Origin of the sequence: Alteromonas sp. 76-1 (assembly GCF_900654235.1) — a bacterium.
In the GTDB taxonomy this organism is placed as follows: Bacteria; Pseudomonadota; Gammaproteobacteria; order Enterobacterales; family Alteromonadaceae; genus Alteromonas; species Alteromonas naphthalenivorans.
Genome location: NZ_LR136958.1, coordinates 2399874 through 2424258 on the forward strand (window position 1 = coordinate 2399874; position 24385 = coordinate 2424258).

Annotated in this window: 20 protein-coding genes; 6 read left to right on the top strand and 14 right to left on the bottom strand. The window is 43.1% G+C overall.

What is annotated here, in order from left to right:
- Positions 1 to 4: 4 nt before the first annotated feature.
- The 3 genes from ALT761_RS10360 to ALT761_RS10370 all read right to left on the bottom strand — a co-directional run bounded on the left by ALT761_RS10360 (position 5) and on the right by ALT761_RS10370 (position 3340).
- Positions 5 to 868, bottom strand: coding sequence for a putative RNA methyltransferase (locus tag ALT761_RS10360; protein ID WP_129738537.1), 864 nt, complete (start codon positions 866 to 868; stop codon positions 5 to 7).
- A gap of 139 nt (positions 869 to 1007) precedes the next feature.
- Positions 1008 to 2138, bottom strand: coding sequence for an enoyl-CoA hydratase/isomerase family protein (locus ALT761_RS10365; protein ID WP_129738539.1), 1131 nt, complete (start codon positions 2136 to 2138; stop codon positions 1008 to 1010).
- Positions 2139 to 2185: 47 nt separating this feature from the next.
- The gene (locus ALT761_RS10370) at positions 2186 to 3340 is read right to left on the bottom strand and encodes an acyl-CoA dehydrogenase family protein (protein WP_129738541.1); all 1155 of its coding nucleotides are present in this window, start codon (positions 3338 to 3340) and stop codon (positions 2186 to 2188) included.
- Positions 3341 to 3654: 314 nt separating this feature from the next.
- Here ALT761_RS10370 and ALT761_RS10375 point away from each other — a divergent pair, with 314 nt between their 5' ends.
- Positions 3655 to 5298 (top strand): response regulator, encoded by a 1644-nt coding sequence (locus tag ALT761_RS10375; protein ID WP_269472487.1) that lies wholly within the window; start codon positions 3655 to 3657, stop codon positions 5296 to 5298.
- A 43-nt stretch (positions 5299 to 5341) separates the two neighbouring features.
- On the opposite strand, the gene ALT761_RS10380 is transcribed toward ALT761_RS10375, so the two are convergent.
- On the bottom strand, positions 5342 to 6253 hold the full coding sequence (locus ALT761_RS10380) for an NAD(P)-dependent oxidoreductase (RefSeq protein ID WP_129738543.1): 912 nt from the start codon (positions 6251 to 6253) through the stop codon (positions 5342 to 5344).
- A 96-nt stretch (positions 6254 to 6349) separates the two neighbouring features.
- On the opposite strand from ALT761_RS10380, the gene ALT761_RS10385 reads away from it, so the two are divergent.
- Both ALT761_RS10385 and ALT761_RS10390 read left to right on the top strand, forming a co-directional pair.
- Positions 6350 to 6832 carry a glutathione peroxidase gene (locus ALT761_RS10385; RefSeq protein WP_129738545.1) on the top strand — a complete coding sequence of 161 codons (483 nt, stop codon included), beginning with the start codon at positions 6350 to 6352 and terminating at the stop codon, positions 6830 to 6832.
- A 35-nt stretch (positions 6833 to 6867) separates the two neighbouring features.
- Positions 6868 to 7914 (top strand): 2-hydroxyacid dehydrogenase, encoded by a 1047-nt coding sequence (locus ALT761_RS10390; RefSeq protein WP_129738547.1) that lies wholly within the window; start codon positions 6868 to 6870, stop codon positions 7912 to 7914.
- 99 nt (positions 7915 to 8013) lie between these two features.
- Here the strand turns inward: ALT761_RS10390 and ALT761_RS10395 are convergent, their stop codons facing one another.
- Positions 8014 to 8775, bottom strand: a complete 762-nt coding sequence (locus ALT761_RS10395) for a methyltransferase (protein WP_129738549.1) — start codon at positions 8773 to 8775, stop codon at positions 8014 to 8016.
- On the bottom strand, positions 8772 to 9533 hold the full coding sequence (locus tag ALT761_RS10400) for a Nif3-like dinuclear metal center hexameric protein (RefSeq protein WP_129738551.1): 762 nt from the start codon (positions 9531 to 9533) through the stop codon (positions 8772 to 8774). Before ALT761_RS10400 ends, ALT761_RS10395 begins: the two co-directional genes overlap by 4 nt.
- A 292-nt stretch (positions 9534 to 9825) precedes the next feature.
- On the opposite strand from ALT761_RS10400, the gene ALT761_RS10405 reads away from it, so the two are divergent.
- Complete coding sequence (locus ALT761_RS10405) at positions 9826 to 10710, top strand: hypothetical protein (RefSeq protein WP_129738553.1); 885 nt, start codon at positions 9826 to 9828, stop codon at positions 10708 to 10710.
- Positions 10711 to 10725: 15 nt separating this feature from the next.
- Here ALT761_RS10405 and ALT761_RS10410 read toward each other — a convergent pair whose 3' ends face one another.
- The 7 genes from ALT761_RS10410 to ALT761_RS10440 form a co-directional block, all read right to left on the bottom strand.
- Entirely contained in the window at positions 10726 to 11817 is a 1092-nt protein-coding gene (locus ALT761_RS10410) for a serine hydrolase domain-containing protein (protein WP_129738555.1), read from the bottom strand.
- 100 nt (positions 11818 to 11917) lie between these two features.
- A complete protein-coding gene (locus ALT761_RS10415; RefSeq protein WP_129738557.1) occupies positions 11918 to 12301 on the bottom strand; it encodes a hypothetical protein in 384 nt (127 codons plus the stop codon).
- A 110-nt stretch (positions 12302 to 12411) separates the two neighbouring features.
- The gene (locus ALT761_RS10420) at positions 12412 to 12825 is read right to left on the bottom strand and encodes a GFA family protein (RefSeq protein WP_126872316.1); all 414 of its coding nucleotides are present in this window, start codon (positions 12823 to 12825) and stop codon (positions 12412 to 12414) included.
- An 80-nt stretch (positions 12826 to 12905) separates the two neighbouring features.
- Positions 12906 to 13544, bottom strand: coding sequence for a TetR/AcrR family transcriptional regulator (locus ALT761_RS10425; RefSeq protein WP_126872317.1), 639 nt, complete (start codon positions 13542 to 13544; stop codon positions 12906 to 12908).
- Between the two features lie 129 nt (positions 13545 to 13673).
- Entirely contained in the window at positions 13674 to 14702 is a 1029-nt protein-coding gene (gene sohB / locus ALT761_RS10430; RefSeq protein ID WP_129738559.1) for a protease SohB, read from the bottom strand.
- Between the two features lie 117 nt (positions 14703 to 14819).
- Positions 14820 to 17408 carry an acylase gene (locus tag ALT761_RS10435; RefSeq protein WP_129738561.1) on the bottom strand — a complete coding sequence of 863 codons (2589 nt, stop codon included), beginning with the start codon at positions 17406 to 17408 and terminating at the stop codon, positions 14820 to 14822.
- Between the two features lie 195 nt (positions 17409 to 17603).
- Positions 17604 to 20207, bottom strand: a complete 2604-nt coding sequence (locus ALT761_RS10440) for a VolA/Pla-1 family phospholipase (RefSeq protein ID WP_129738563.1) — start codon at positions 20205 to 20207, stop codon at positions 17604 to 17606.
- A gap of 316 nt (positions 20208 to 20523) precedes the next feature.
- On the opposite strand from ALT761_RS10440, the gene ALT761_RS10445 reads away from it, so the two are divergent.
- On the top strand, positions 20524 to 21291 hold the full coding sequence (locus tag ALT761_RS10445) for a YciK family oxidoreductase (RefSeq protein WP_129738565.1): 768 nt from the start codon (positions 20524 to 20526) through the stop codon (positions 21289 to 21291).
- An 87-nt stretch (positions 21292 to 21378) separates the two neighbouring features.
- Here the strand turns inward: ALT761_RS10445 and glnS are convergent, their stop codons facing one another.
- Positions 21379 to 23046 (bottom strand): glutamine--tRNA ligase, encoded by a 1668-nt coding sequence (gene glnS / locus ALT761_RS10450; RefSeq protein ID WP_129738567.1) that lies wholly within the window; start codon positions 23044 to 23046, stop codon positions 21379 to 21381.
- 279 nt (positions 23047 to 23325) lie between these two features.
- Here glnS and ALT761_RS10455 point away from each other — a divergent pair, with 279 nt between their 5' ends.
- Positions 23326 to 24366 (top strand): LacI family DNA-binding transcriptional regulator, encoded by a 1041-nt coding sequence (locus ALT761_RS10455; RefSeq protein ID WP_129738569.1) that lies wholly within the window; start codon positions 23326 to 23328, stop codon positions 24364 to 24366.
- Positions 24367 to 24385 lie beyond the last annotated feature (19 nt).

The following is a 24385-nucleotide window of genomic DNA, read 5'->3' on the forward strand; positions in this document are numbered from 1 at the left end:
GCATTCAAGCGGTTTCTGGCATTTTTAGCCAAGCTTGAACACGAAAATCAACGGTGACGTGGTTTAGCTTTTCAACAATGACAGCCAATCTATCCGGAGGTAAACGCCAGTAATAAGGCGTCATTTTTATCAACGCGATTTTTTGTTCATCGTTATCGAAATGCAAAGGGTAATTTACGGTTTCATCTAAAGATTGTTCAAAACCCACCCGCTGTTCTTTTTCTACAGCATGTTTTGCGGGGTTGTCATATACCAACGACTTTAACTCGAACAAATGCATGGGTGCAGGGTCCACGGTAAGCAAGAGCCCACCCGCTTTTAACACCCGTGCATACTCTTCACTGCTACCGGGAGCAAAAACTTGAATTACAACATCTTGCGTATTTGATTCAATGGGCAAATCAAAGCTACTGGCCACAACAAACTGCTGCGACTTATACGCTTTCGCTGCTAATTCCACCGCAATTTTCGCGATATCACTACCACTGCCAGAAGTGTTAATACCGTTGGCTTCCAAACCTGTGACTAGGGCGTTTAAGTAACTCCCTTCCCCGCACCCTGCATCGTAGATCGCAAGTTCTGCTTTCCCATTAATACTGGCATTTCCACTCTTACGGGTGTCGGTGTAATACTGCGCCACTATATCGGTCATGCGTTGCTTTAATGGCCCATAACCATTGAGGTCGTGGAACTCTCTTCGAGCGCGAACCATACTTTTGTCGTCACCAGGTGACTTAGAGTTTTTAAATTGTACGGGAAGAAGGTTAACGTAGCCTGCTTTCGCTTTGTCAAAACTATGGTTATTGCTGCATTGAATGACCGAGGCGCTAATATCGATTGGGCTTCGGCAAAGTGGGCATTGCCACATAAAAAAGAGTCCACTGTAAACTGTCTAATACTGGCAGCGAGTTTATCAAACTTCGCTGCCGGTGTCGTGACTGCTTCAGCCCTGATACTAGGTTGTGAAAGTGTTTAAGGTAAAGTAAGGCTCACACAAAAAAGCGTGGCTATAAATCAGCCAATGGATGGGCTTCATTGGTCCAGGGCGAGTCAAAGAAGGATGCAACCACCTCTTCTGGCACATCTTCCACTCTCTTGTATTTCCATTTAGGCGATAAATCTTTTTCTATTAGCAATGCACGTACACCTTCCTGAAACTCTCCGTGTTGACCACAGCGACAAGACATAATAGCCTCCATACGAAAGCAGTCAGCTAAAGACAACTCGGCCCCACGTTTGCACTCTTCAAATACTAAATGCGCCGTTATAGGTGACCCTTTAGCCAATGTAGATTGGGCCCGACTTAACCACTTATCTTCGCTTACATCTGCTGATAATAAATTATTCACCACATCGGTTACATTATCGGGTTCACACCATTTCTCGATAACGGATCGGTGAGACTCTACATTTGTTACAAGCTCATTTTCTGGCGTGTTAAGGCCGTTTAAAATAGTGGTAACTTGCCCGTTAAGTGAATCGGTTTCATCATCGAGTTTCCACGAGTAACTCTGAAGAGCGTCAAACATGGCGGGTTGTTGATCAGACGCCACTAATACATCAGCTAATTCTACGTAACAGGCGTCTGAGCCATTCATTTGTGCGCCAGTAAGTCCTAAGAAAAGTCCAGTTTTGCCTGGTAAGCGTGGCAGAAAATAGCTGCCTCCTACATCAGGATACAATCCAATGGTTATTTCAGGCATAGCAAGACGTGACGTTTCGGTGACTACGCGATGGCTTGCACCACAGATTAATCCCATTCCACCGCCCATAACGATACCAGAGCCCCACACAATAATGGGTTTGGCGTAATGATGAATTGTATAATCGAGGGTATATTCAGTACGGAAAAAAGAGGCTAGAAAATCAGGAATCTCGCCATTCGATTCAAGCATTGCGTTGTACATAGAGACAATATCGCCACCAGCACAAAATGCTTTTTCCCCTGCCGCTTTTAATACGACACAAACAAGATCACTTCTATTTTCCCATGCTTGTAGTGCGTCTAACAACAAACTCGCCATTTCTAAATCTAACGCATTTAGGGCTTTGGGTTTATTTAGGGTAAGCACGCCAATCGTATGCCCTGACTGTGTTGCGATTTCTTCAACAATCACTACAGATTTTGTATGTTCCACTTCTTACTCCTTGTAGCATCAACTCTTCTTTTTCATCAAGCCTGTTATCACAGAACGCTATTTTCATCGCTTAGTAAGCGCCTTCCGATGATAACTCGCATAATTTCGTTTGTGCCTTCCAATATTTGATGTACCCGTACATCTCTTACGTGACGTTCTAACGGATATTCTTTGATATAGCCGTATCCACCATGCAACTGTAACGCGTCGTTACACACCTTAAAACCTACATCTGTGGCAAATCGTTTCGCCATTGCGCAATAGGTACTGCTATCAGCATGTTTACTATCAAGCTTACTGGCTGCCATTCTCACCATTTGACGGGCAGCAACCAATTCAGTTGCCATATCTGCTAATTTGAATTGCAACGCTTGGAAAGTAGCAATGGGTTTTCCAAATTGCTCACGTTCAGTGAGATACTGCCTGGCCACATTAAGCGCTTGTTGCGCCGTTCCTATGGAGCATGTTGCTATATTAATTCGCCCACCATCTAACCCCTGCATAGCCATTTTAAAACCTTGGCCTTCATCACCTAAACGACACGACGCATCAACCTTCACGTTGTCAAAAGTAATCATTCTGGTTGGCTGGGCATTCCAGCCCATTTTCTCTTCCGCTTTGCCGTAAATAATACCGTCGGCATCAGCGGGAACAGCAAACGCACTGATCCCTTTTGGGCCGTCTCCACCGGTTCTTGCCATTACCACTAATACGTCAGTACTGCCTGCGCCAGATATAAACACTTTTGCGCCGTTGAGCACATAGCCATTATCTACTGGCGTAGCTTTAGTTTTCAATGAAGCAGCATCTGAGCCAGCACCGGGCTCGGTTAAGCAATAAGAAGCCAGTTTTTCCCCTGATACAAGTACTTCACACCATTGCTTTTTAGTCGCTTCTTGGCCCCAAGTAGCAATCATCCACGTGGCCATGTTGTGAATGGTCAACATAGCAGTGGTGGTAGTGCATCCCATGGAAAGCTGCTCAAAAATAATGGATGCATCAAGGCGCGATAATCCCAGCCCGCCTTCTGATTCAGGAGTATATAAACCACAAAAACCTAGTTCACCCGCTTTTTTAATGGCCTCGACGGGAAAGTGATGGTCTCTGTCCCATTGTGCAGCATGGGGTGCAAATTCCTGCATCGCAAATTGACGAGCGGTTTCTTCAAAGGCGAGTTGATCATCTGAAAGGTCGAAATTCATATTGCTTGCCCTTCTGGGTAATAAATTGATAATTTGTTATGAACTGTATCAACTAGAACACAGCCATTGAGTATACAGTCTTAAATACAGTATCTAACAACTTACCTTCACGTAAACGTAAACATCAAAAATAAATAAAGTTAATGTAAAATAATTGTGACAAATATAGTGATGCATTAATCCGTTTTTCAGCTCCCCTTGTCTTAAAATAATAAATAAAGACATATAGTTAGAAAGTTAACCTTACGGCTAATGCACTTTACACCCAGCGCTGATAAGCTATGTTTATTAAAACACTACTATACTGACACCTCTTGGATTATCGGATTGCTATTGTTGAAGATAACGCGACTGCGCGCACCACATTGCGAGGGCACCTTCTGCCCATTGCAAAATTAAACGTGAGCAGTTTTGGTTCAGGTGTAGAACTTAAGTCGGCGTTACGTAAACAGCATTTCGAACTCATTATTATGGACTACCACTTAGGCCAAGGACGAACGGGAGTGGAATGGGTGCAAAGCCTTAAAGAATCAGATTTTATTCGCCCTAGCACCGGCCTTATTTTTCTTACCTCCGATCGTTCTCCGCAAACCATCGGCCGCATAATGGATTTGCAACCTGATGCATTGCTTATAAAGCCTTACACCATTGCGTCATTATCTCGTCAAATAAAGCACTATTTGAGCTATCGTAAATATATTGAGCCCGTGTTACGGGAAATGGATAACAAACAACGCCCTTCTGCTATCACGCTATTACGTAAAAAATTGCGAGAAGGCGTACCACCAAGGCTAGCGTCTGATGTAGGCAAACTTTACGCCAAGCTCTTGTTTGAAAACGAAGATATTTTACATGCGATGCGTGTATATGACGATGTACTCACGCGTTCAGATAAAGTACTTTGGGCTCAGTGGGGCAAAATTAGGTGCCAATATGCGGCGGGATTATGGCCCGATTGCCAAGACGAACTTAGTGGTATGGTAACTTCAAGCCTAGCGCGAGACAGCGCATTTGAATGGCTTGCCTCTCTATCTTTTGAGCAAAAGTCGTATGAGCAAGTAGAGGCCTATTTAAGCCAGATAAAGTTCAGTGATCTTAGCTTACCCGCTACTAGGTTAAAATCTATCGCCTATCAAAAACAGGACAAGGTCGTAGAAGCCATAGACCTGCTCCAAAAAAAGCGCGCTATGCATCGAAGTGCTAAAGACAGATTTAACGATTTTACTTTCGAATTGGCGGAGTTTTACTTACTGCTAGCAGAAGAAGCGCCTAGTACCAATCGAGATGAAAGCTTAAGCCAAGCTCGTAAGTTAGTTGGCCTGGCAGGTCGCAGTCAAAGCGATCGTCAAGTATTACAAAAAAGAGACTACCTACTGGCCTTTTCAGCCATTTTAGAAGGCGAAGATCAAAAAGCCGCTCACTTGCTTGAAAGTGACTACATGGATGATTACTTGCGTACCGAGCCTTCGATGCTAGTGATTGCCGCAAAAGTACATCATGGTTTAGGCGAGGAAGGTAAAGCTAGCCAATTACTAGCCCTTGCAAAGCAGAAGAATGCCGAGCTACAGATTATCTCAGAGCAGGTCGCTAACGACGATCTTATTTTTAGTGGTGGTGAGCGTCTAGGCCTTAATCATGACCAGGCAGTTATGCTAAATGAAACCGGTACACAGTTGTTCATGAATAAACAATACTTGCCGGCAATGAAGCATTTCTATGATGCATTGAATTTATCGCCAGAAACGGCTGCATTCGGGCTCAATTTATTGCAGTGCATGATTGAATCAGACACCGCCGTTTATCGTAAATACGGAATTCGCAAACTGCTTCGCGTTATTGCTGATATGTCACTTTCAGATAGTAATCATCATAGGCTCACCCAATTAAACCTAACGGCCCAAGCTAATGCAGAAAAGCTAATGGCCCCTGCTATCAACGAAGACAACAACCACCATTAGACGTTAGGTATAACTAACCGAGTGTGCACATAATAGTGGTATGTTATTTCAAACGCATTAGCAGGCTGGATGTATCCCAGCGATGGCCACCCATTTTTTGAACGTCGCCATAATATTGGTCTACCAAGGCCGTTAGTGCTAATGTTGAGCCATTTCGACGCGCTTCATCAAGGGCAATAGATAAATCTTTTCGCATCCAATCTACCGCAAAGCCATAATCATAATGATTTTCGAGCATGGTAGACGCACGATTTTCCATTTGCCAAGATTGTGCAGCGCCTTTGCTGATGACATCAATCACCGCTTTACAATCTAATCCTGCTTTTTGACCAAAATGAAGTGCCTCCGCTAGCCCTTGAACAATACCGGTAATGCAAATTTGGTTCATCATTTTTGCCAACTGGCCACTACCACTTTCACCTAGCAATTGACTGTGTCTAGCATAAGCAGAAAAAACAGCTTCAGCACGGTCAAAAGCCTGTTGTTCGCCTCCCACCATAACGGTAAGCAAACCATTTTCAGCACCGGCCTGGCCACCTGATACTGGCGCATCTAAAAAGGCTATAGACTGTTGCTGGCATAATGAAAACATTTCACGCGCTACTTCTGCCGACGCGGTAGTGTGATCTATCAGCAGTGTACCCGGCCCCATCGTACCTAAGGCTTGGCTGGCAACGTCTTTAACATCGTTGTCGTTACCTACGCACATCAACACTATATCAGCATCTTTTGCGGCTTCTGCTGGGGTTAACGCTAGGGAGCCCTGAAACTCTTTAACCCACTTATCTGACTTCGCTTTTGTGCGATTATAAACAGTAACATCAAAGCCTGATTTTGCTAGATGCCCTGCCATGGGGTAGCCCATCACGCCAAGCCCTAGAAAACTGACTTTTATCGATGCATTATCGATAGGTGAACCTACAGATGAAGACGTTGTAGTTGTATTATTTGACATAGTGTAACTCTCGTCATAACTGATTATACTGAAGCGAAGTGTAACAAACTTTCTGATAACTAAAACAAAACAATAACTAAAATAAAGAGAAGCGCTATGAGCATATATAGTCACCAAGTGGTTAAAAATAACGGCGAAGCTATTGCTATGTCAGACTTTAAAGGCAAAGTATTACTTATCGTTAATACCGCCAGTAAATGTGGCTTTACTAATCAATATGAAGGTTTAGAAAAACTCTATAAAGCATATAGTCCGAAGGGCTTCGAAATATTGGCATTTCCTTGCGATCAATTTGGTCACCAGGAACCGGGTTCAGATGATGATATTGCTCAATTTTGTAGTATGAATTTTGGAGTTTCTTTCCCATTATTTAAAAAAACTGACGTTAATGGAACGCAAAGCCATCCTCTTTACGTTGAATTAAAATCACAAGCACCTGGTTTACTTGGCTCTAAACGCATAAAGTGGAATTTCACTAAGTTTCTTGTCGATGCTAACGGAAACGTGGTTAAGCGTTACGCCCCAACCACGAAGCCGAGTGAAATAAGTGATGATATTGATGGACTCTTAAAAGCCTAAATTATTAACGTTTGATGAAGAGGGAGTGCAGTGTAATGAAAGTCGCGTTTTTTAGTGCCAAGCCTTATGAAGAAACTGTTTTTAAGGCAGCAGCCTTGAGCTTAGAAAAAGCTGAGGGCTCAGAAAAAGCCGAGGGTATTCCCCCTATTTCCTTTACTTATTTCCCTCATCAACTCACCGCTGAAACTGCCTTGCTTTGCCAAGGTTTCGATGCTGTCTGTGTTTTCGTCAATGATGAACTTAACGCGAAGACTTTATATATTTTGCATGAGGCTGGCATCAAGCATATTGCCCTACGCTGCGCCGGTTTCAATAATGTTGATATCGCAACAGCTCATGAACTCAATATCAGCGTATCGAGAGTACCTGCCTACAGCCCGGAAACCGTGGCTGAACACACGTTAGCACTCATTCTTACGCTAAATCGCAAGACTCATAAAGCCTATAACAGGGTGAAAGAAGGTAACTTTGAATTAAGCGGTTTACTGGGTTTCACTTTACACAACAAAACAGTAGGCGTGATAGGTACAGGGCGTATAGGCCAATCGGTGATCCGAATTTTGAAAGGCTTTGGTTGCAATGTCTTATGCTACGACCCCTACCCTAATGAGCAACTTGAACAGGATGGCGTAGTTTACACGTCACTAGAATCGCTTTTTAGCCAAAGCCATATTGTTACTCTTCACTGCCCGCTTACCGAGCAAAGCTATCACCTTATCAATGAGTCGAGTATTGCCCTCATGCCCAAAGGCGCCATGCTGATAAACACATCACGTGGCGGATTGATTGATGATAAGTCGGTAATCAATGCGCTAAAAAGTGGGCATTTAGGGTATGTGGGTTTGGACGTTTATGAGCGAGAATCAGAGTTGTTTTTCAGTGACCATTCACAAGATATTATTCAAGACGACATATTTCAGCGTTTACTCACGTTTCCGAATGTATTGGTAACCGGGCATCAAGGCTTTTTCACCAAAGAAGCTTTGAGTGAGATTGCCGCCATTACCCTAGATAACTTACGCTTCTTTGCCGGTGACTCTAGCCTGAACGTTAACAACAATATGGTTCAGCACATAACTTAAGGGGCTTATTTTAAGAGGCTTGGCTTAACGGGTTTAAGCTAATGAGAATAGCTTCAAGCACAAAGCTTAAAGAAAATAGTAGAAAAGTAGCAATATTTGCTACTTTTCCAACACAAGATGGAAGTACTTACCTAACCACATAAACGGTTCTGTTTGGTTATAGGTTCGTTCTAGGTTTACCAACCCTTCAAATTGGGTAGTTTGATGTTCTGGGTTCTTCAAGTAATCATGAAAACATCGTATGCCAGTTTTCGCTTTTACCGTAAAACCAATAGACTCACAAAAATCGCTGGCTTGTTTAGCCGGTAACGGATTTTTAGGGTTAAGGCGAACTTGGTTCCTGACTTTCATACCTTGCGCAATGTAATCAAAATTACCGTAAATGGCGTTAGTCATTAAGTTTGCATCACGGTTAAAAAAACTCAGGCTTAATATTGCCCCTTTACGCATGTTGTCATAGAGAAACTGAATAGCTTGGTAGGGCTCATTCAACCATTCCAAAACAGCGTGGCACACTATAAAATCAAAGTCTTCCATATTTTGAATATCTAACAAATATTGATGTTGAATATTCACGTTTGAAAACGTTTTTAAATTTTCTTTAGCATGAACCAATACATCTTCTGACCCATCAGTTAGCAACACACTATGCCCTAACGATGCCAAGTGAGCGGCCATCACACCTGTGCCGCCCCCCACTTCTAGTACCTTTTTAGGCAGTGTACTTTCTGTTACTTCAACAAAAGGGGCTAAGGCTTCACAAAGCATAATTTGTCTAAGCTTACCTTTTGTAGTGCCATAGATGTTATCGGCAAACTTTGCGGCTATACCGTCAAAAATATGATCTGATTTTTGTGTCATGCTGGATTTGGAATATCGATAAAAGAGACGTCGAGGTTAAACTCGATTTGAATGTGCTCACCTAATGCCTTCACGCCGTAGCGCTCAGTGGCATGATGACCCGCCGCAAAAAAGCTAATGCCCATTTCACGCGCCGTATGAATAGTTTGTTCAGACACTTCACCGGTAATAAACGCATCTACCCCTGCCGCAACAGCTTGCTCTATAAAGCCTTGACCGCCACCTGTACACCACGCAACGGTTTTAATAGCTTTAGTATCATCACCTTCCGCTAATACAGCGCGTCCTAACTTATCCGCTAAAAACTGCTGTAGGTCATGCTGAGATATTGGGCTTTCGAACTCCCCTTTCATAACCACACCCGAAGGTTTTACGCCGCTTAGGGCTTGTACATTGTCAATATTAAGCAGTGCCGCAAGCTGTCGGTTATTCCCAAACTCGGGGTGAACATCCAATGGTAGATGGTATGCGTATAAATTAATATCGTGTGCAAGTAATGCCTTGATGCGCTTTTTCTTCATGCCGCTAATCGCTTGCGACTCGCCTTTCCAAAAATAGCCATGATGCACCACGATGGCATCGGCATTTTCTGCAATGGCGGCATCAATCAAGGCTTGTGAGGCCGTTACCCCTGTTACCACACGTTGAATTTCTGGCTTGCCTTCAACTTGCAGACCATTAGGGCAATAGTCGCTTATCTCATGGGCTCTAAGTGTGCCATCTAGATAGCGTTTAAGTTCAAGGTTACTTACTGACACAAACACTCCGGTTAACTGTTATACAATCACTTCAACAATCATGTTGAACCTATAGAATTGTTAAGCATTATACTAATTTTAAACGGCTACTGCCGTCCTTTCTTTTTACACATGCCATGCTCATGTGGGGACTTGTTGAATAGTATATTAAGCCAAGACCACACAATAATTTATAGCGTTAAACTCACTAGTCCACGCCCAATGTTAACTGTAATATAACCTATGTAGAGTGTTAATTTGTCTTGCCTTCAAAACACATCAATTTATGTGACGACGCAACTAAGGACTAGTTATGTCAATTAAAACAGTAATTACTCATCAATATCACTTACCGATGAGCATCGAAGAGATGGTGGCATTAAGTGATGGTCGCTGCGCAGCTTTGAGTTGGAGAAAGGATGCTGGATATCAATTTATCCTACTGCAAGACGGCAGCGTTGATACGCTTCCCTTCGTTATACCTTATGAACTAGGAGAGCTTTCGTGTGCAGCGTTATTTATTACAAAAACGGGGTTCGGCTGTGTTTTTCACGATAGTGTTGTCATATATACATTCACAGACAAAGAATTCAAAACATACCCTTTTTCAACACCCTTACCGTTAGATGCAGCTAAGCACTCCACTGCGCCGGTAAAAGCATACATGGATGAACTTACCGGAACAATCCACGTAATTTTAGAAGATTATTTTTATAAAAGGCGTGGACGATTTATTTCGACAATAAGTTTAAATAACAACATTGCTTACTATTCACCATTATATACTTTTCCTTTCAATACGGCTTGGTATTACGAATGTGCCGATATCTGTTTTAATGAAGGGCCACTTGTACACATCATTAATTGTCCATTCATGTGGCGTAAAATTGAGCCATGCCCATCAAACTCAGCGCACTTAATGAAACTAAACGATGACGGAAACTTTCAAGTGACTCCTACGATACACGGCCGCGGAAGTTTTTCTTCAGATAAACAATACTTGATGGTTAAATCAATCTTTAGTCCTTACAGCATTCATTTTTATACACTGGACGGAGCTAAAGCTTATGTTTTAAATCTGACACCCAAACGGGTACTAGGGAACATTGATAAGAAGTGGCTTGAACACGTCGATAAGTTTAATGACACATTGTGGCTTGCGCACGATCACGACGTAACTCAGGTTAGGCTTTTGTGATAAACGCCGCTCGAGCTACCACTCCCCGCTCTTATTTAAAATATCCGTAATGGACTTTGCAATTTCCCAGCGCGGTGTATCACTTGAGTTACTCAGTATAATTATTGCGTTTTTACTGTCTGGATATGTAAGCACTAGCGATTTGTACCCACGAATACTACCTGGATGCCTAGCGACTTTCCCATATTCATTCTCATAAACCTGCCAACCTAGTGCCATGTATATTTCACCCCACGTGGTTTTTACTTGTGGCACTAACATCGCATCGAAGGAATGATTATCTAAAATGAAAGGATCATTGTTAAGTGTGAGCGTAAGCCATTGGCTTAAATCGTATACATTAGCAATGAGGCCTTCACTGGGGTTAAATGCTATGTCATAGGGTCGCTGCTCAAGCTTGTCTATTAACTTTCCCCTGTAGGTTGGATGCGCTTCAGCTAAATTTTCATTTGAGCCATCATAAAAATGACTTTTTCTGATTTTTGCTGGCTCAAAAATATTGTCATAGATGAAAGCGTCATAGCGCTGACCACTAACTGAGCGAATGATCTCACCCAACAGATTATAATTAGTGTCACTATACACAAAGCTGTGACTTTTAGACTCTTCGGGGACAGCGCCTCCCACCAATTCTAAATAACGCTTCAGCGATCTACCTTGTTTAACACTCGCAGGCCTAATAACGTCGCTTAAACCCGAAGAATGGGTGAGTAATTGCTTTATAGTAATTTGAGACTTTTCAAGCTGTGGTATGTATAAACCTACTTCGTCATCGAGGCTTAGCTTTTTCAGCTCTACCAATTTCATTATGGCTTGCGCGGTGAAGAGTTTAGAAATTGATGCTGCCCTGAATAGCGTCTTATCGGTAGTTGGCCTAGTTAATTTCTCATCTAGGTAGCCGAAACCTCCAATATAACTGACTTCGCCAGCAGTAATGATCGCTACTGCCATTGCGGGAATAGTAGACTCAACTCGAACTTCATCCAAGTACTGTGTCAGCTCCTTATGACTGTCTGGCTCGCCAGAAATAGCATTTACGGAAAAAACGAATAGGATTGAAAAAGCAAATTTACGGTATATATACCCAAACGCGTATTCAATATTCACAAAGAGTTTCCCTACTCATAGCCAAAATTAAAAGTAACTTCGACTATGCCTTTTTAAATTGAAAGTAGCGGTTGATTCACGATGAAGGTAAAGGACGTAGTTACCAGAATTTTAATACGTCTGCTGCCAGATAACCTACACCTATGCCAAAACACATCATAGAAATCGTTCTAATGAACTTTAAAAACTTTGATGCATCATATATTTGCTTACCTTTGAGTAGTGAATCAATTATATGATCCTGCCCCGTAATCGACAAAATAATGGAAGCCACAAAAAAACCGAGGGAGACATAAAGATCTTTATTTGCTTCTATGGCTTTCAATTGAACAAGAACGACGATTGCACCAATAGCAGCAGAAGATAACCACGCATATTGTTTTAGTAATTCAAAATGTAATTCTGTGGTAAGGGTCTCATTTTTGATTTTATTCTGTTGGGCTGAATCTAGTTCCGGTTTTTCTTCTAATTCCAATGAATCCATTATAAACATCCAATTTTAATGTAGATCTACCCTCATTGATGAGGCTAATAATACTTTTGCAGTATTCTTACAGGAAATGAATCAAGAGCGTTTCATTAGTTGCGTTTAATTTAACGACTTTGTCTAGCAGGTTCAAACGTATCATATCTTGGCAGCGCAGCATCTAAGTTGTCCCAGTTTGCTTTTGACGTAACAAAGTTGTGAGAGATGGGTCTTTCTGAAATATCTGAATCTACAATACCAAGCCGAATTCTCAGCTTTTCAGGATTAGCTGCATTTGAACTATAAATGGGTGATGCACAGGTCGAGCAGAAATGTCTATTTTTGCCTGGTTTAAACTCGTATGTAGCAAGTTTCTTCTGTGGGTCTATTAGGCGGAATTCGTTAGCATTGATAAAGCCATTGGTGGCATAGGCAGTGCCACTATTCTTTCTACAAAGTGAGCAATGACAATGAATGATGTCATCTATCGAGCCTAAAATCTCGACGCTTATTTCGCCGCACAGACAGGTTCCGTAATACATATATATACTTCCTTTTACCTAATCCCTATCTAGAATGCATGTTATCCAATCTCGGTAACTTAACACTCTGGCCTCATTTTTTAGTTATTTTGTGAAATGTTGCCAGCAACGCCTTGTGCTACAAAGGGTACTAGGTGACTGATCACCTCTTCAATGTCCACATGCTTGTGAAAATCTGACTCAGCAATTTCTGTTAACGCTCGGCTTGAAGCCATTGAGAAGACAAAACTTCCCATTGCAAAGTGCAAGCGCCAGAAAAGCGCTTCTTGAGGAAGGTCGGGTAAGCATTGTTGAATAGCGTCAACCAAGGCTCTAATTGTTTCGCCGTAGTCGGTCATAATGAAACGGCGCAAGTGTCCTTGGGTTTCGTTATACCCTCGACCCAATAGCTGAACAAATATGGCTGTACCCGACGGTCTTAACACATTGAGTTTCAACATAGGAGGAATGAGTGCATACAACAAGGTAGCAACACCTTCGCTTCCGGAAGATACCTTATTGTTGGCAAGGCAGGTATTCACTTCGGGCATCAAAATATCGAAATACCTTTTTAGCACTGCCTGGATAAGGTTTTTCTTACTACCAAAGTGATAATTGACTGACGCTAGATTAACCTCGGCTCGAGTCGTAATCTCGCGCATCGATGTCTGCGTGAACCCTTGCTCTGAAAAGAGCAGTTCAGCAGCATCTAAAATATCAGCTTTAGTTTGCTTCGCCATTTTTTATTTTTCTTTAACCTAAGTCTCATCACACCCGTTCCTGCGTGTGAAAACGACTCGGAACGGGGCAAAAAGGTTACGCATAACCACAAAGGAATTCTGTAACCTATTATTTTATATTAATTATTCTTAAAACCAGTGCCTTGCTTTGTTCCAAGTCTGCATGACTACGCGTTCAGCAACAGCTGCAACCGACAGCCCTAGCTTTTCTGCCACATTCTTCTTCAACGAGTACTTAACCTTAAATATTTCGCGCTCTGGAAAGTGCGACAAAATGTAATCGTCTGACGTTGAAAGCGCATCAACCAAGCCTAGTTCTTTGGCTTTAACACCAGGCCAATATTCACCCGTTGCCACTTTCTCAATGTTCATTTCAGGGCGCTGGCTATGAACGAAGTCTTTAAATAACGTGTGAATTTCTTCAATCTCTTCTTTAAATTTTGCGCGCCCTTCGTCATTATTTTCACCAAACACGGTAAGCGTACGTTTGTATTCACCTGCCGTATGTTGCTCAAATTCCACATCGTTCTTCTTCAATAATTTATTGAAGTTTGGCAATTGCGCTAACACACCAATTGAACCGATATAGGCAAATTGTGACGCTAACAATTTATCTGCCACACAAGCCATCATGTAACCGCCACTGGCCGCTACTTTGTCTACCGCGATAGTTAACATTAGGCCTTTTTCTTTAATGCGCTGTAACTGCGAAGCCGCTAGTCCGTAACCATGTACCACACCACCGCCACTTTCTAAGCGCACAAGTACTTCATCTTCTTTATTCGCTACACATAAAATAGCGGTGATCTCTTCACGTAAGTGCTCAACTTCGTTCGCATCCATAGAGCCTTTAAAATCGATGACGAATAAACGCGACTTTTCTTCTTCATCGTTCGCTTTTTTACTTTTGCTTTTGGCTTTATCTTCTTTCTTCTGCTTTTTAGCCAATTGCTTCAATGCTGCTTTGTCGAGCAACACTTGCTTCGCGTAATGGGTAATGTCTTTTAATTGCTCTGAAAGAGAGATTATTTCTAACTGACCTTTACCCTGTTTCTGCTTACTAGCAACGCCAACGATGGTCGATACCACGATAATAAACGCGATAACCAAGGTAACGGCCTTAGCCACAAATAAACCGTATTCGTACAAAAACTCCAAACCTATCTCCTAGTACAAAATAAAAGGGTCTGTTATCAGACCCTTCTTAACGACCTTATTGTCCTAAATAGAACTTACATTAAGGCGACTTTATATAATGGCGCCTATAATAGCAGTCTAATTTTCCTCTGACGATAGGGTTAATGTACTGATTGTATTTGCAGATATTTCTTCGTCGGTAAAATAGAGTTCTCGTAAGGTGGGTTGAGACGAATAAAGTTCGGTTTGATCAATTGAATGTTCACTGCCATACCCCCTAGATTGAGAGTATGAAAGAAGGCCTCTGCCTTGTGGCCCCTCTTCAGTAAAGTTAATGACCATCATCCAACTGCTACCATAATTAATATGATAACCCTCTGCTTCTGCGCTCATAATGGTATTACTGTTAAGCGGTGCATAGGTATGTCTTGGCAGTAAAGTGCCGTTGTTCCCCGGCACAATATTAAACACATTAAAGCCACCTTCAATGTTATGTGCCCCGGCCCATGGAAGTTTAATACCCGATGCAGACCCGTCTGGAAGGCTCCGTTCTACAAATTGTACTTCGCCTAAGGTTGCATCAAGCGCTACACCGGCTTGGTTAACAACCTGAACTGCAGCAGCAAATTGATTAATTGTGGTGTCATTCTGCAATAAACCACTTGGCGTGGTAACAGGGTTATCAACAGAAAACGGTGTTTCCCACTGTGGATCCCTGTCGAATTGAAATGCAAACTCTCTAAATACGTGTGCCCCAACACTGTCTTTGTTCATGGTGCCATCCCACGAGGCCAATGCTGCACAGCCAGCAGAAATATCTACGTCTTCACCATTTACCGTTACAGGATCACTACCTTGGGCTGTACAAGCTTGAAGTAAGCTAGGCAACACCATATCGGCCAGCATGCTTCGGTTGTTAAGTAGCAAGGTTTCCACTTCGTCAGGCGTGAATGTGTTATCACTACCTGCTTCAGATTCAATAAATTGCTGGGCTAAGCGTGATCGCAGACTTTGTTGATTTTCCACATTGCCATAAAGTGGCGAAACACCCGTGATAGGTGAAGATAAATTTGTTAACCAGAAGCTGTCGTTAGAGTTTTGAACTGAATCTGTTCCTTCATATTTGGGTGCTTCCTCGTAAGGTACAGGTCCATCAAAATCAAACGCTGAGGCAAAACCGGGTAAAACAGTAAAACCTGCCGCTATTTTGGTTTGTACTAAAACTGGATTAGTGGTCAATTCTGAAATGGCGGTTTCAGTTAAATTGGGGACGGTAGAATCGTCTATATAGAATACCTGACCGTCCGCTGAAGCAGACATGGTGTTGTTAAAAATAACACCATCATAGTCTTTGAAGGCTTGTTTGAACTCATCCATAGAGCCCGCCATATTCATCGCTAGCCAGTGATCAACAACATCCAAATTCGGCAAATTTGCATCTTTAATGGCAAACGCATTCGTGTCCGTCCACTCAAAATTACCCGGCACTTCAATCATAGGCCCGTAATTTGTGTAATAAGCGGTTTTATTAAGCATAATGGTTTGGCCTGGTGCCACCGCCACCTCAATCTGCATAGGCTTTTCGTAAATGGTTCGTTTACTACCATCAACCCTATGAGTAAGGCCCGTATCGTCATCTTCATCTAACGTTAATTGATACACGACAAAGTGCTCAGCTGTAGAAAAGGTGTGTGTCCACGCAACGTTTTCGTTGAAGCCTATATTCACCGCACCTGGTAACCCCGTCAAAGAGCCACCTGTGACGTTTAAATAGCCAGGTATTTGTGTATGGAACTGCCAAAAACGTAAATTCCCTGTGTGAGGAAAATGGGGGTTTCCTAAAACCATTCCCATGCCGTTTGTGGTTTTATCGCTCCCTAATCCCCAGCCATTAGATCCCATGTCTTGTGGATTTTTCTCCGGCAGCGCTATGGTAGGGTTAATGTTAAATGGCATGGCATTTACTTGCCTATTCGCCGCCAAGGCGGTAGGTGATGCAGCTGTTTCTTGTGAAGCGACGTTCAAGTTTGCCGCAGGAGTGGGTAAATAGCTTTCGCCCTCAGGCGCCGCTAAAAACATTGGCCCTAAAAAGTTAGCAGCACCTGGCAGTAACGCAACACCCAGTGAATACGTTAATAAATCAGTACTATCAATTTCCGTCACCCAAGGCTGTCCAGCACATGATTGGTCTTGGTCAGCCACAGGGGTGTCGGCCAAGTAGCGGTTATAACCTGCTGTATAACCTTGAAACATGGCTCTTGAGTTTGCTGACATGCGTGCTAAATTCTCTTCAGCCAGCGCACGAATCCCTAATGTCAAAAATCCGAAATCGTTAATAAGATGCTCTGAATCACCACTGCCCGCTTGGTTGTCGGGACCAAAGTATTTCGAGCGCTCGGAATTATATTTAATAATTTGGTCGGCTAAAACACACAAATTATCTTTAGCAAACGCATAACCCACCCCGTAGGCCATACTTTCTAGATTATCCGCTTTAATATGAGGTACACCGTAAGTCGTCCACGTTATGTCAGCCGTTAATACACCATCAGTATCGAAAGCAGGTACCGGTGTAGGTGTAGGTTCAACGGGAGATGGCTCAGGGGTGGTAGGCGTTTGAACGTTATCAAAATTATTATCGTTCCCTCCACAACCTAGTAGCGTGGCAGCAATAGAGGCTGCGAGAAGTGTACGATATGGCAAATTACGATTCTTTGGTATTTTCACAAACTGTCCCTTATTGTTGTAATACGCGAAATCAAGATCCTGTGTCTTTTTTTCTTCAACAGATCCGACCAATTAACACTACATTAACAACAGGAAACATTCAAACAACATTTTAGCCTTTAGTTTAAGTAGGCAAAAAAAAAGACCGACATAAGTCGGCCTTTTCTCGATTACTAATTAACTAGTTACATATCATTAGTTAGATACAACCGTTTCATCAGTAATGGGTAATACTGTAGCGTCAGTAGAAATATACCCTGCTACTTCTCTTTGCATTTCGGCAGTCACCGCTGCGTTAGCTGCTGGACTTAAACTTGATGCATGCGCACCACTGTTAAATAAGACCAAGCCACTTAGTGCATCGGTACCAGATTGGGTAGTCGTAACCTGCTCTAAACCAATGGTATTAGCAAGGGCTAACTGGCCAGACAAAGGTAATGATGTACTTACTGGTATCACTTGGTCAGGCAGATTTTCTTCGCCGCCATCACCTACCACTGTCATCATGTGTACGGGTGTCGTTTCACCAAGCGTAGTGGCATAGTTAGTTGGGTCTCCAGCATCCATCACAGTTTGTGCTGCAAATGCAAACTCAGCAAATACCGCATTTACTTCTGCAGCTTGTTCATCACTTAAGGCATCCATAAATGCGCTTACCGCACCCACTAATTGTGCTTCTGAAACATCCGTTGTGCCATAAAGCTGAGTTAACAAGGCAACAAAATCTTCAGATGACTGTGATAACAATAACCCTTTAATAAGCGGACCAAAAGTAGGAGACTCAAGTAAGAACTGAGCCGCACCGCCTCCAGGAGACTCTAACGAGGCTTGTTTAACAGCATACATACCGTCTAGCGCACCTAAAGTCTCGCCCATACTGGTATTCGCTACTGCGGCAAAGTTACCGCCAGTAATAGCGCCTAGTGATACACCCATGATAGACACACGAGACATATCAAATGACACGTTCTGGCTAGCTGTAGCATCAACTACTGCGTTCAAACCTAAACGTAAGCCCAATAAATCAGACACGCTTTGACGCAGGTTGTCACGAGCAGTCGGCAAGCTTGCCAAGTTCATGTAATGCGTCGCGCTTACCGTTGTTGCATTGATGTCATCAGTGCCGTCACCATCTAGATCATAACCACGAGTACCGTGAAGTGGTTGGTCGATAGCTACCGAAGCAATACCTGCCAACGACAACGTACCCGTAATGGCTAGCATATCTTCTTTTTTACTCGTAATACCATGGGCTAAAATCACTACCGGCCAACCCGCATCAGGCATGCTGACAGAGAAGCCAAGCGCACCAGCAATTGCTGGGTCTGGAATTGTCACCTGCACATCTAGCGTTTCTTCACCCATGTTTCCGCCCGTCATTTGAGGGAATGGGTTAAACTTAGTGATGTTACGCGCGTTATCTAGCATTTCGCCATTAACACGTAAATCAGATAAGCCAAGGCTTGAGCACGTTTCGAAGTTTGGACCTGGTGTGGCACTGGCGAGTACTTCATCAGAAGCCGTTGCTAACACAATACCGCTGTCGCAAGCTGCTTGCCAAAATTCATTAACTGGTGCAGTTGGGTTTTCTGCACTTGGAACACCCAGGAAATAAGGAAGCGATACGCTACCCTCATAACGTTGTGCGGCACAAAATGGACCCGCTTCAGCAAGTATGCCAGTCGACACAGCCACAGCGAAATCGTTAACCGCACCCCATTGCGCAGATAACTGACCAGAAACGGTACCTGCTAACCCAGCGCACGTTTCAAGGGCACTGAAGTCAGTGGCTTCAATAACAGGTACTAAGGCTGCTGCCTCCTCAGGTAAACTATCTATTCCAACTGAGACCGCACCAGCGACTACTTCTTCGGTAACTAAATTTAATGCTTCCATAGCCGTAGGTGCACTATCAACGTCTCCTACTACAATAACAGGAAGTGCTTCACCCGCGGTTGGGTCTCCAGCAGCAGCGCGTGCTGCAAACTCACCTACCATTACTTTTTTGATGGTATCGAGTGAATTGGCAATTGATTGCGTAGTGAATGCAGAAACATAGGTGATATCTTCACGCTCATAACCTGCACCAATCACTGGGTTTACCAGTGAGTTCACAATGCCTTGAAGCAATAATTGATCATCACTTGATAATGGCAGTGTATTGATATCTTGTCGTGTTGAATCCCACGATGTAGAGCCTTGTACAGACTTACCAGACGAATCTTTCAACGCGGTGGTCATTACTAACATGTGACCTTGCGCCGGCTTCAGTGGTTTTAATGGCACAAAGGTAATTGTTGATTCATCAGCAAGAGAAAGCACATAATCTTCGCCGTAAACCAACTGATCGCCAAGCTTACAACCCGCAGAAGGCGTCGTGATTTGGGCGCAATCTGGATCATTTAAATCCAACCCTAGGGTTGCTTCAAACATCAACACGCCAGCCGCCAAGGTAGACGCATCAAGTGAAACACCTGCCGGTGTCTCTACCGATATAGCAAATGGATGCTGAGTTGACCAGCCGTCTAACACATTAAGTGCATTTTGCGGATCAGCAAAGTTAGTTGGATCGTCTACCGGAATGTTAAGCGTATAATCGAAAAAGCCGTCATCCCCTGGTAGCATTAGAAGATCGTTAGGTATATTTAAATCGCCACTAGCGGGATCAAACACGATACGTGAAAATGGTGTTTGGACCTCTGTCTCGGCCTGAATATCGGACAGGGTATCATCGGAGCCGCCACAGCCTGTTAGACCCAGCGCAAGGGCCACACTGGAACTTAATATGAGTTTTCTCATTCTTACTCCCTACAAGCATTGTTGTTATTCTGTGTATCTAAAACTCGCATTGCTTGTAAGCTGGCACCTTTAACGCCTTGTTCTTACTGCAAACTCACCGAGTTTCAAACATGTTAGACCAGTTGTATCTGCCTCAATCTTATTAACTTTGTTGCAACTTTGCAAAGTTTTGTTAACGCTAAACGTTATTTTTTTTTACGTTTGGTGTTTTTATACTTCGAAAGTTTTACTTATTGCGTAGTGTGAGTATCATCTGCACCTATATAATATGAACCTATTGCGCAGATAACTATATGCGAATTTATTAAGGATACTGATGAACGATTATCAAGCCCCCGCCGATTTATTAAAGGGTAAAGTCATTCTTATTACAGGTGCTGGCGATGGCATCGGTGCTCAAGCAGCGCGGACTTACGCAAAACATGGTGCCACCTGTATTTTATTAGGCAGAACCGTCTCTAAGCTAGAAGCCGTTTACGATGAAATTGTAAATGCTGGGAGTGTTGGGAATGCTGAACCTGCACCAGAGCCTGCAATAGTACCGCTAGATATGAAAGGCGCAACACCGTCACACTACCAGCAAATGACACAAACTATTATAGATCAATTCGGTAAGTTAGATGGTGTGTTACACAACGCTTCTGTGCTTGGGCATTTAAGTTCTTTTAAAGACATTGAGCAACAAGAATGGCTTGATGTGATGCAAACCAACGTAAACGGTACGGTATTCTTAACTCAGGCGCTAATCCCTGCCCTAGAAAAAGCTGATAATGCATCGGTTATTTTTACTACCTCTAGCGTTGGGCGAAAAGGTCGCGCGTTTTGGGGGACTTATGCGGTATCGAAGTTCGCTACAGAAGGTGTCATGCAGACGTTAGCTGACGAGTATCAGAATAAGTCGCTACGCTTTAACTGTATTAACCCAGGTGGCACACGCACTAATATGCGCGCACAGGCTTTTCCTGCTGAAAATCCTGATACATTGAAAACACCTGCTGACATCATGCCTATGTATCTTTACCTCATGGGTAATGACAGTATTGATGTGAATGGTCAATCTCTTGATTGCCAACCTAAGCGCTAAAAGTGACAACCAACACATACCCATAGAAAAAGCCGCGTAAACGCGGCTTTTTTATGGTGAAACTTTATGTTTGCTTGATGGCCTAGCTTAGTCGCCTATTTTAGCCCACGTATCACGTAACCCTACCGTGCGGTTAAATACAGGCTTGTCATCTGTACTGTCTGCATCTAAACAAAAATAACCGGTACGCTCAAACTGCCATGCACCTGCTTCAGGTGCTCGCTTAGCAAGCCCAGCTTCAGCCCAGCCAGTCAGAACCGTTAATGACTCTGGGTTTATCACATTAGTGAAGTTCTCTTCAGCGGCTGGGTTAGGCACGTTGAACAAGCGATCGTACAACCTAAACTCAGCTTGCTGCGCTGTTCCTGCGTCAACCCAATGGATAACGCCTTTAACCTTGCGGCCATCAGCCGGGTCTTTGCCTAGCGTGTCAACGTCATAGGTACAGTAAACCGTGGTTACGTTACCTTCTGCGTCTTTTTCTACACGATTAGCTTTAACCACATACGCATTACGTAAACGCACTTCTTTGTCTAGCACTAAACGCTTGAACTTTTTATTTGCTGACTCGCGAAAATCTTCCGCTTCAATCCAGATTTCACGACCGAAACTAATTTCACGTGTGCCCATAGACTCATCACTAGGATGATTTGGCGCTACTAATGTTTCGCTGTCGTTTTCTGGATAATTTTCAATCACTAATTTAATAGGATCGAGAACAGCCATCGCACGAGGTGCGTTCACGTTTAAGTCTTCACGAACACACGCTTCTAACATGGACATTTCCACCATGTTGTCCATTTTAGTCACGCCAATGCGCTTGCAAAATTCACGTATCGAACCCGCGGTATATCCACGACGACGCAAGCCTGCCACAGTCGGCATGCGCGGGTCGTCCCACCCGCTAACGTGATTTTCTTCAACCAGCTGAATTAATCGACGTTTACTCAATACGGTGTATTCAAGGTTAAGACGTGAAAACTCATACTGACGTGGTGTGCTGTCAATAGTGATATTTTCAATCACCCAATCATACAAACGGCGGTTGTCTTGGAACTCCAAGGTACACAATGAATGGGTAATACCTTCAATGGCGTCCGAAATACAGTGCGTAAAGTCGTACATGGGGTACACACACCATTTATCACCCGTTTGGTGATGATGAGCGTGTTTAACACGGTAAATTACCGGGTCACGCATACACATAAAAGGTGAAGCCATATCGATTTTAGCGCGAAGACTACACTCACCTTCTTTATAATCGCCCGCTGTCATCTTAGCGAATTCACGCTGGTTGGTTTCAACGTCGGTATCACGGTATGGGCTATTCTTACCTGGCGCGGTTAATGTGCCACGTAGTTCGCGCATTACGTCTTGAGTAGAAAAGTCGACGTAAGCTAGGCCTTTGTCGATTAATTCATTCGCAAAACCATGAAGCTGGTCGAAATAATTTGAAGAGTAACGCTCTTCACCATCCCACTCAAAACCCAACCATTTAACGTCTTCTTTAATAGAATTAACGAAGGTAATGTCTTCTTTTGCTGGGTTTGTGTCGTCGAAACGCAAATTACAGGAACCTGAGTAATCTTGCGCAACACCAAAATTTAGGCAAATAGACTTTGCATGACCAATATGCAAAAAGCCATTTGGCTCCGGCGGGAACCGAGTTTTAATACTTTCGTGCACACCATTGGCAAGGTCTTTGTCGATGATCTGACGGATAAAGTTGGTCGGACGGTGCTCAGTCTCGGCCATTCGCGTGTTCCCCTTAGCGTTTGAATTAACGTTTAAAAATAATCTTAACGTTTAAAATTAATTAATATTGTGGATTAGTATAACACTGACCTAAAACTGACAACCACGTTTTATTACACCTAGCCTTACAAGTGACTAGTTTTAACGCGATGAAACGTTTTTTTGCTGTTTCTTGTATTAAAAAAAGGCGTGTGACTAGCAAATAAAGCGTGGTTAGAAGAAAGTATGGTATCTTTCTTCTTGTCGACAACTCGGTCGTAGCAGACAAACATGGTGCCCATGAAAGAAAAAGCAACCTCTTTTGATATTGCACATTTGGCAGGCGTTTCTCAATCAACAGTATCAAGAGCACTGAATAACAGCCCCTTGGTAAATCAAGAAACCCGTGATCGGGTTCAGCGCATTGCTCGCGAACTTAATTATAAAGTTGATAAGAATGCCAGTAATCTACGCAAGCAAAAAAGTAGCACCATTGCACTTTTGTTGTTTGAAGATCCCACCTCAGATGATTCAATGATTAACCCTTTCTTCCTCGCCATGTTAGGAAGTATTACCCGTGCCTGTGCGGCTGCGGGTTACGACTTGCTGGTGTCGTTCCAAAACTTGGAAGATGACTGGCATGCAGAATATGAAGACTCAAATAAAGCAGATGGCATAATTTTATTGGGTTACGGTGATTACACCGATTATCGCAGTAAAGTGGCACAACTTGAGTCACAAGGTACTCATTTCGTTCGTTGGGGCGCACCCGATGCCGCTCATCCAGGTGTGAGTGTTGGCTGTGATAATTTTCAAGGTGGTTACAGCATTACCGAACATTTAATCGCCCTGGGTAGAACTCGTTTTGCGTTTATTGGTGATTCAGGCAATAAAGCCCCTGAGTTTATGGCTCGTTTTCAAGGTTATACAGAGGCGCTAACAAGCCATAATTTATACGAAAATTCGTTGCAAAGTGATGCGGTTTCTACCGAAGAAGCTGGCTTTGATGCCATCCAAGGTTTGTTGAACGATGCTAAACCTAACGAAGTAGGGTTACCTGACGCTATAGTTTGTGCATCAGACTTAATTGCTATGGGCGTTTTGAGAGCGTTAAGGCAAACAGCGCTTAACGTGCCTGACGATATTGCAGTGGTAGGTTACGATAATATTGCGGTGTCGGCCTTCACGACCCCTGCGTTAACTACCGTTCAGCAAAATACAAAGCTAGCCGGTGAATTATTGGTAAGTACGTTAATCAAAGCCATTTCAAATGAAAAGGTAGAAGATTTCCTTATGCCAGCGGAAGTCATAATTAGACATTCATGTGGGGCAAAAACCTAGGCAGCCTAAGCCTTGGCTG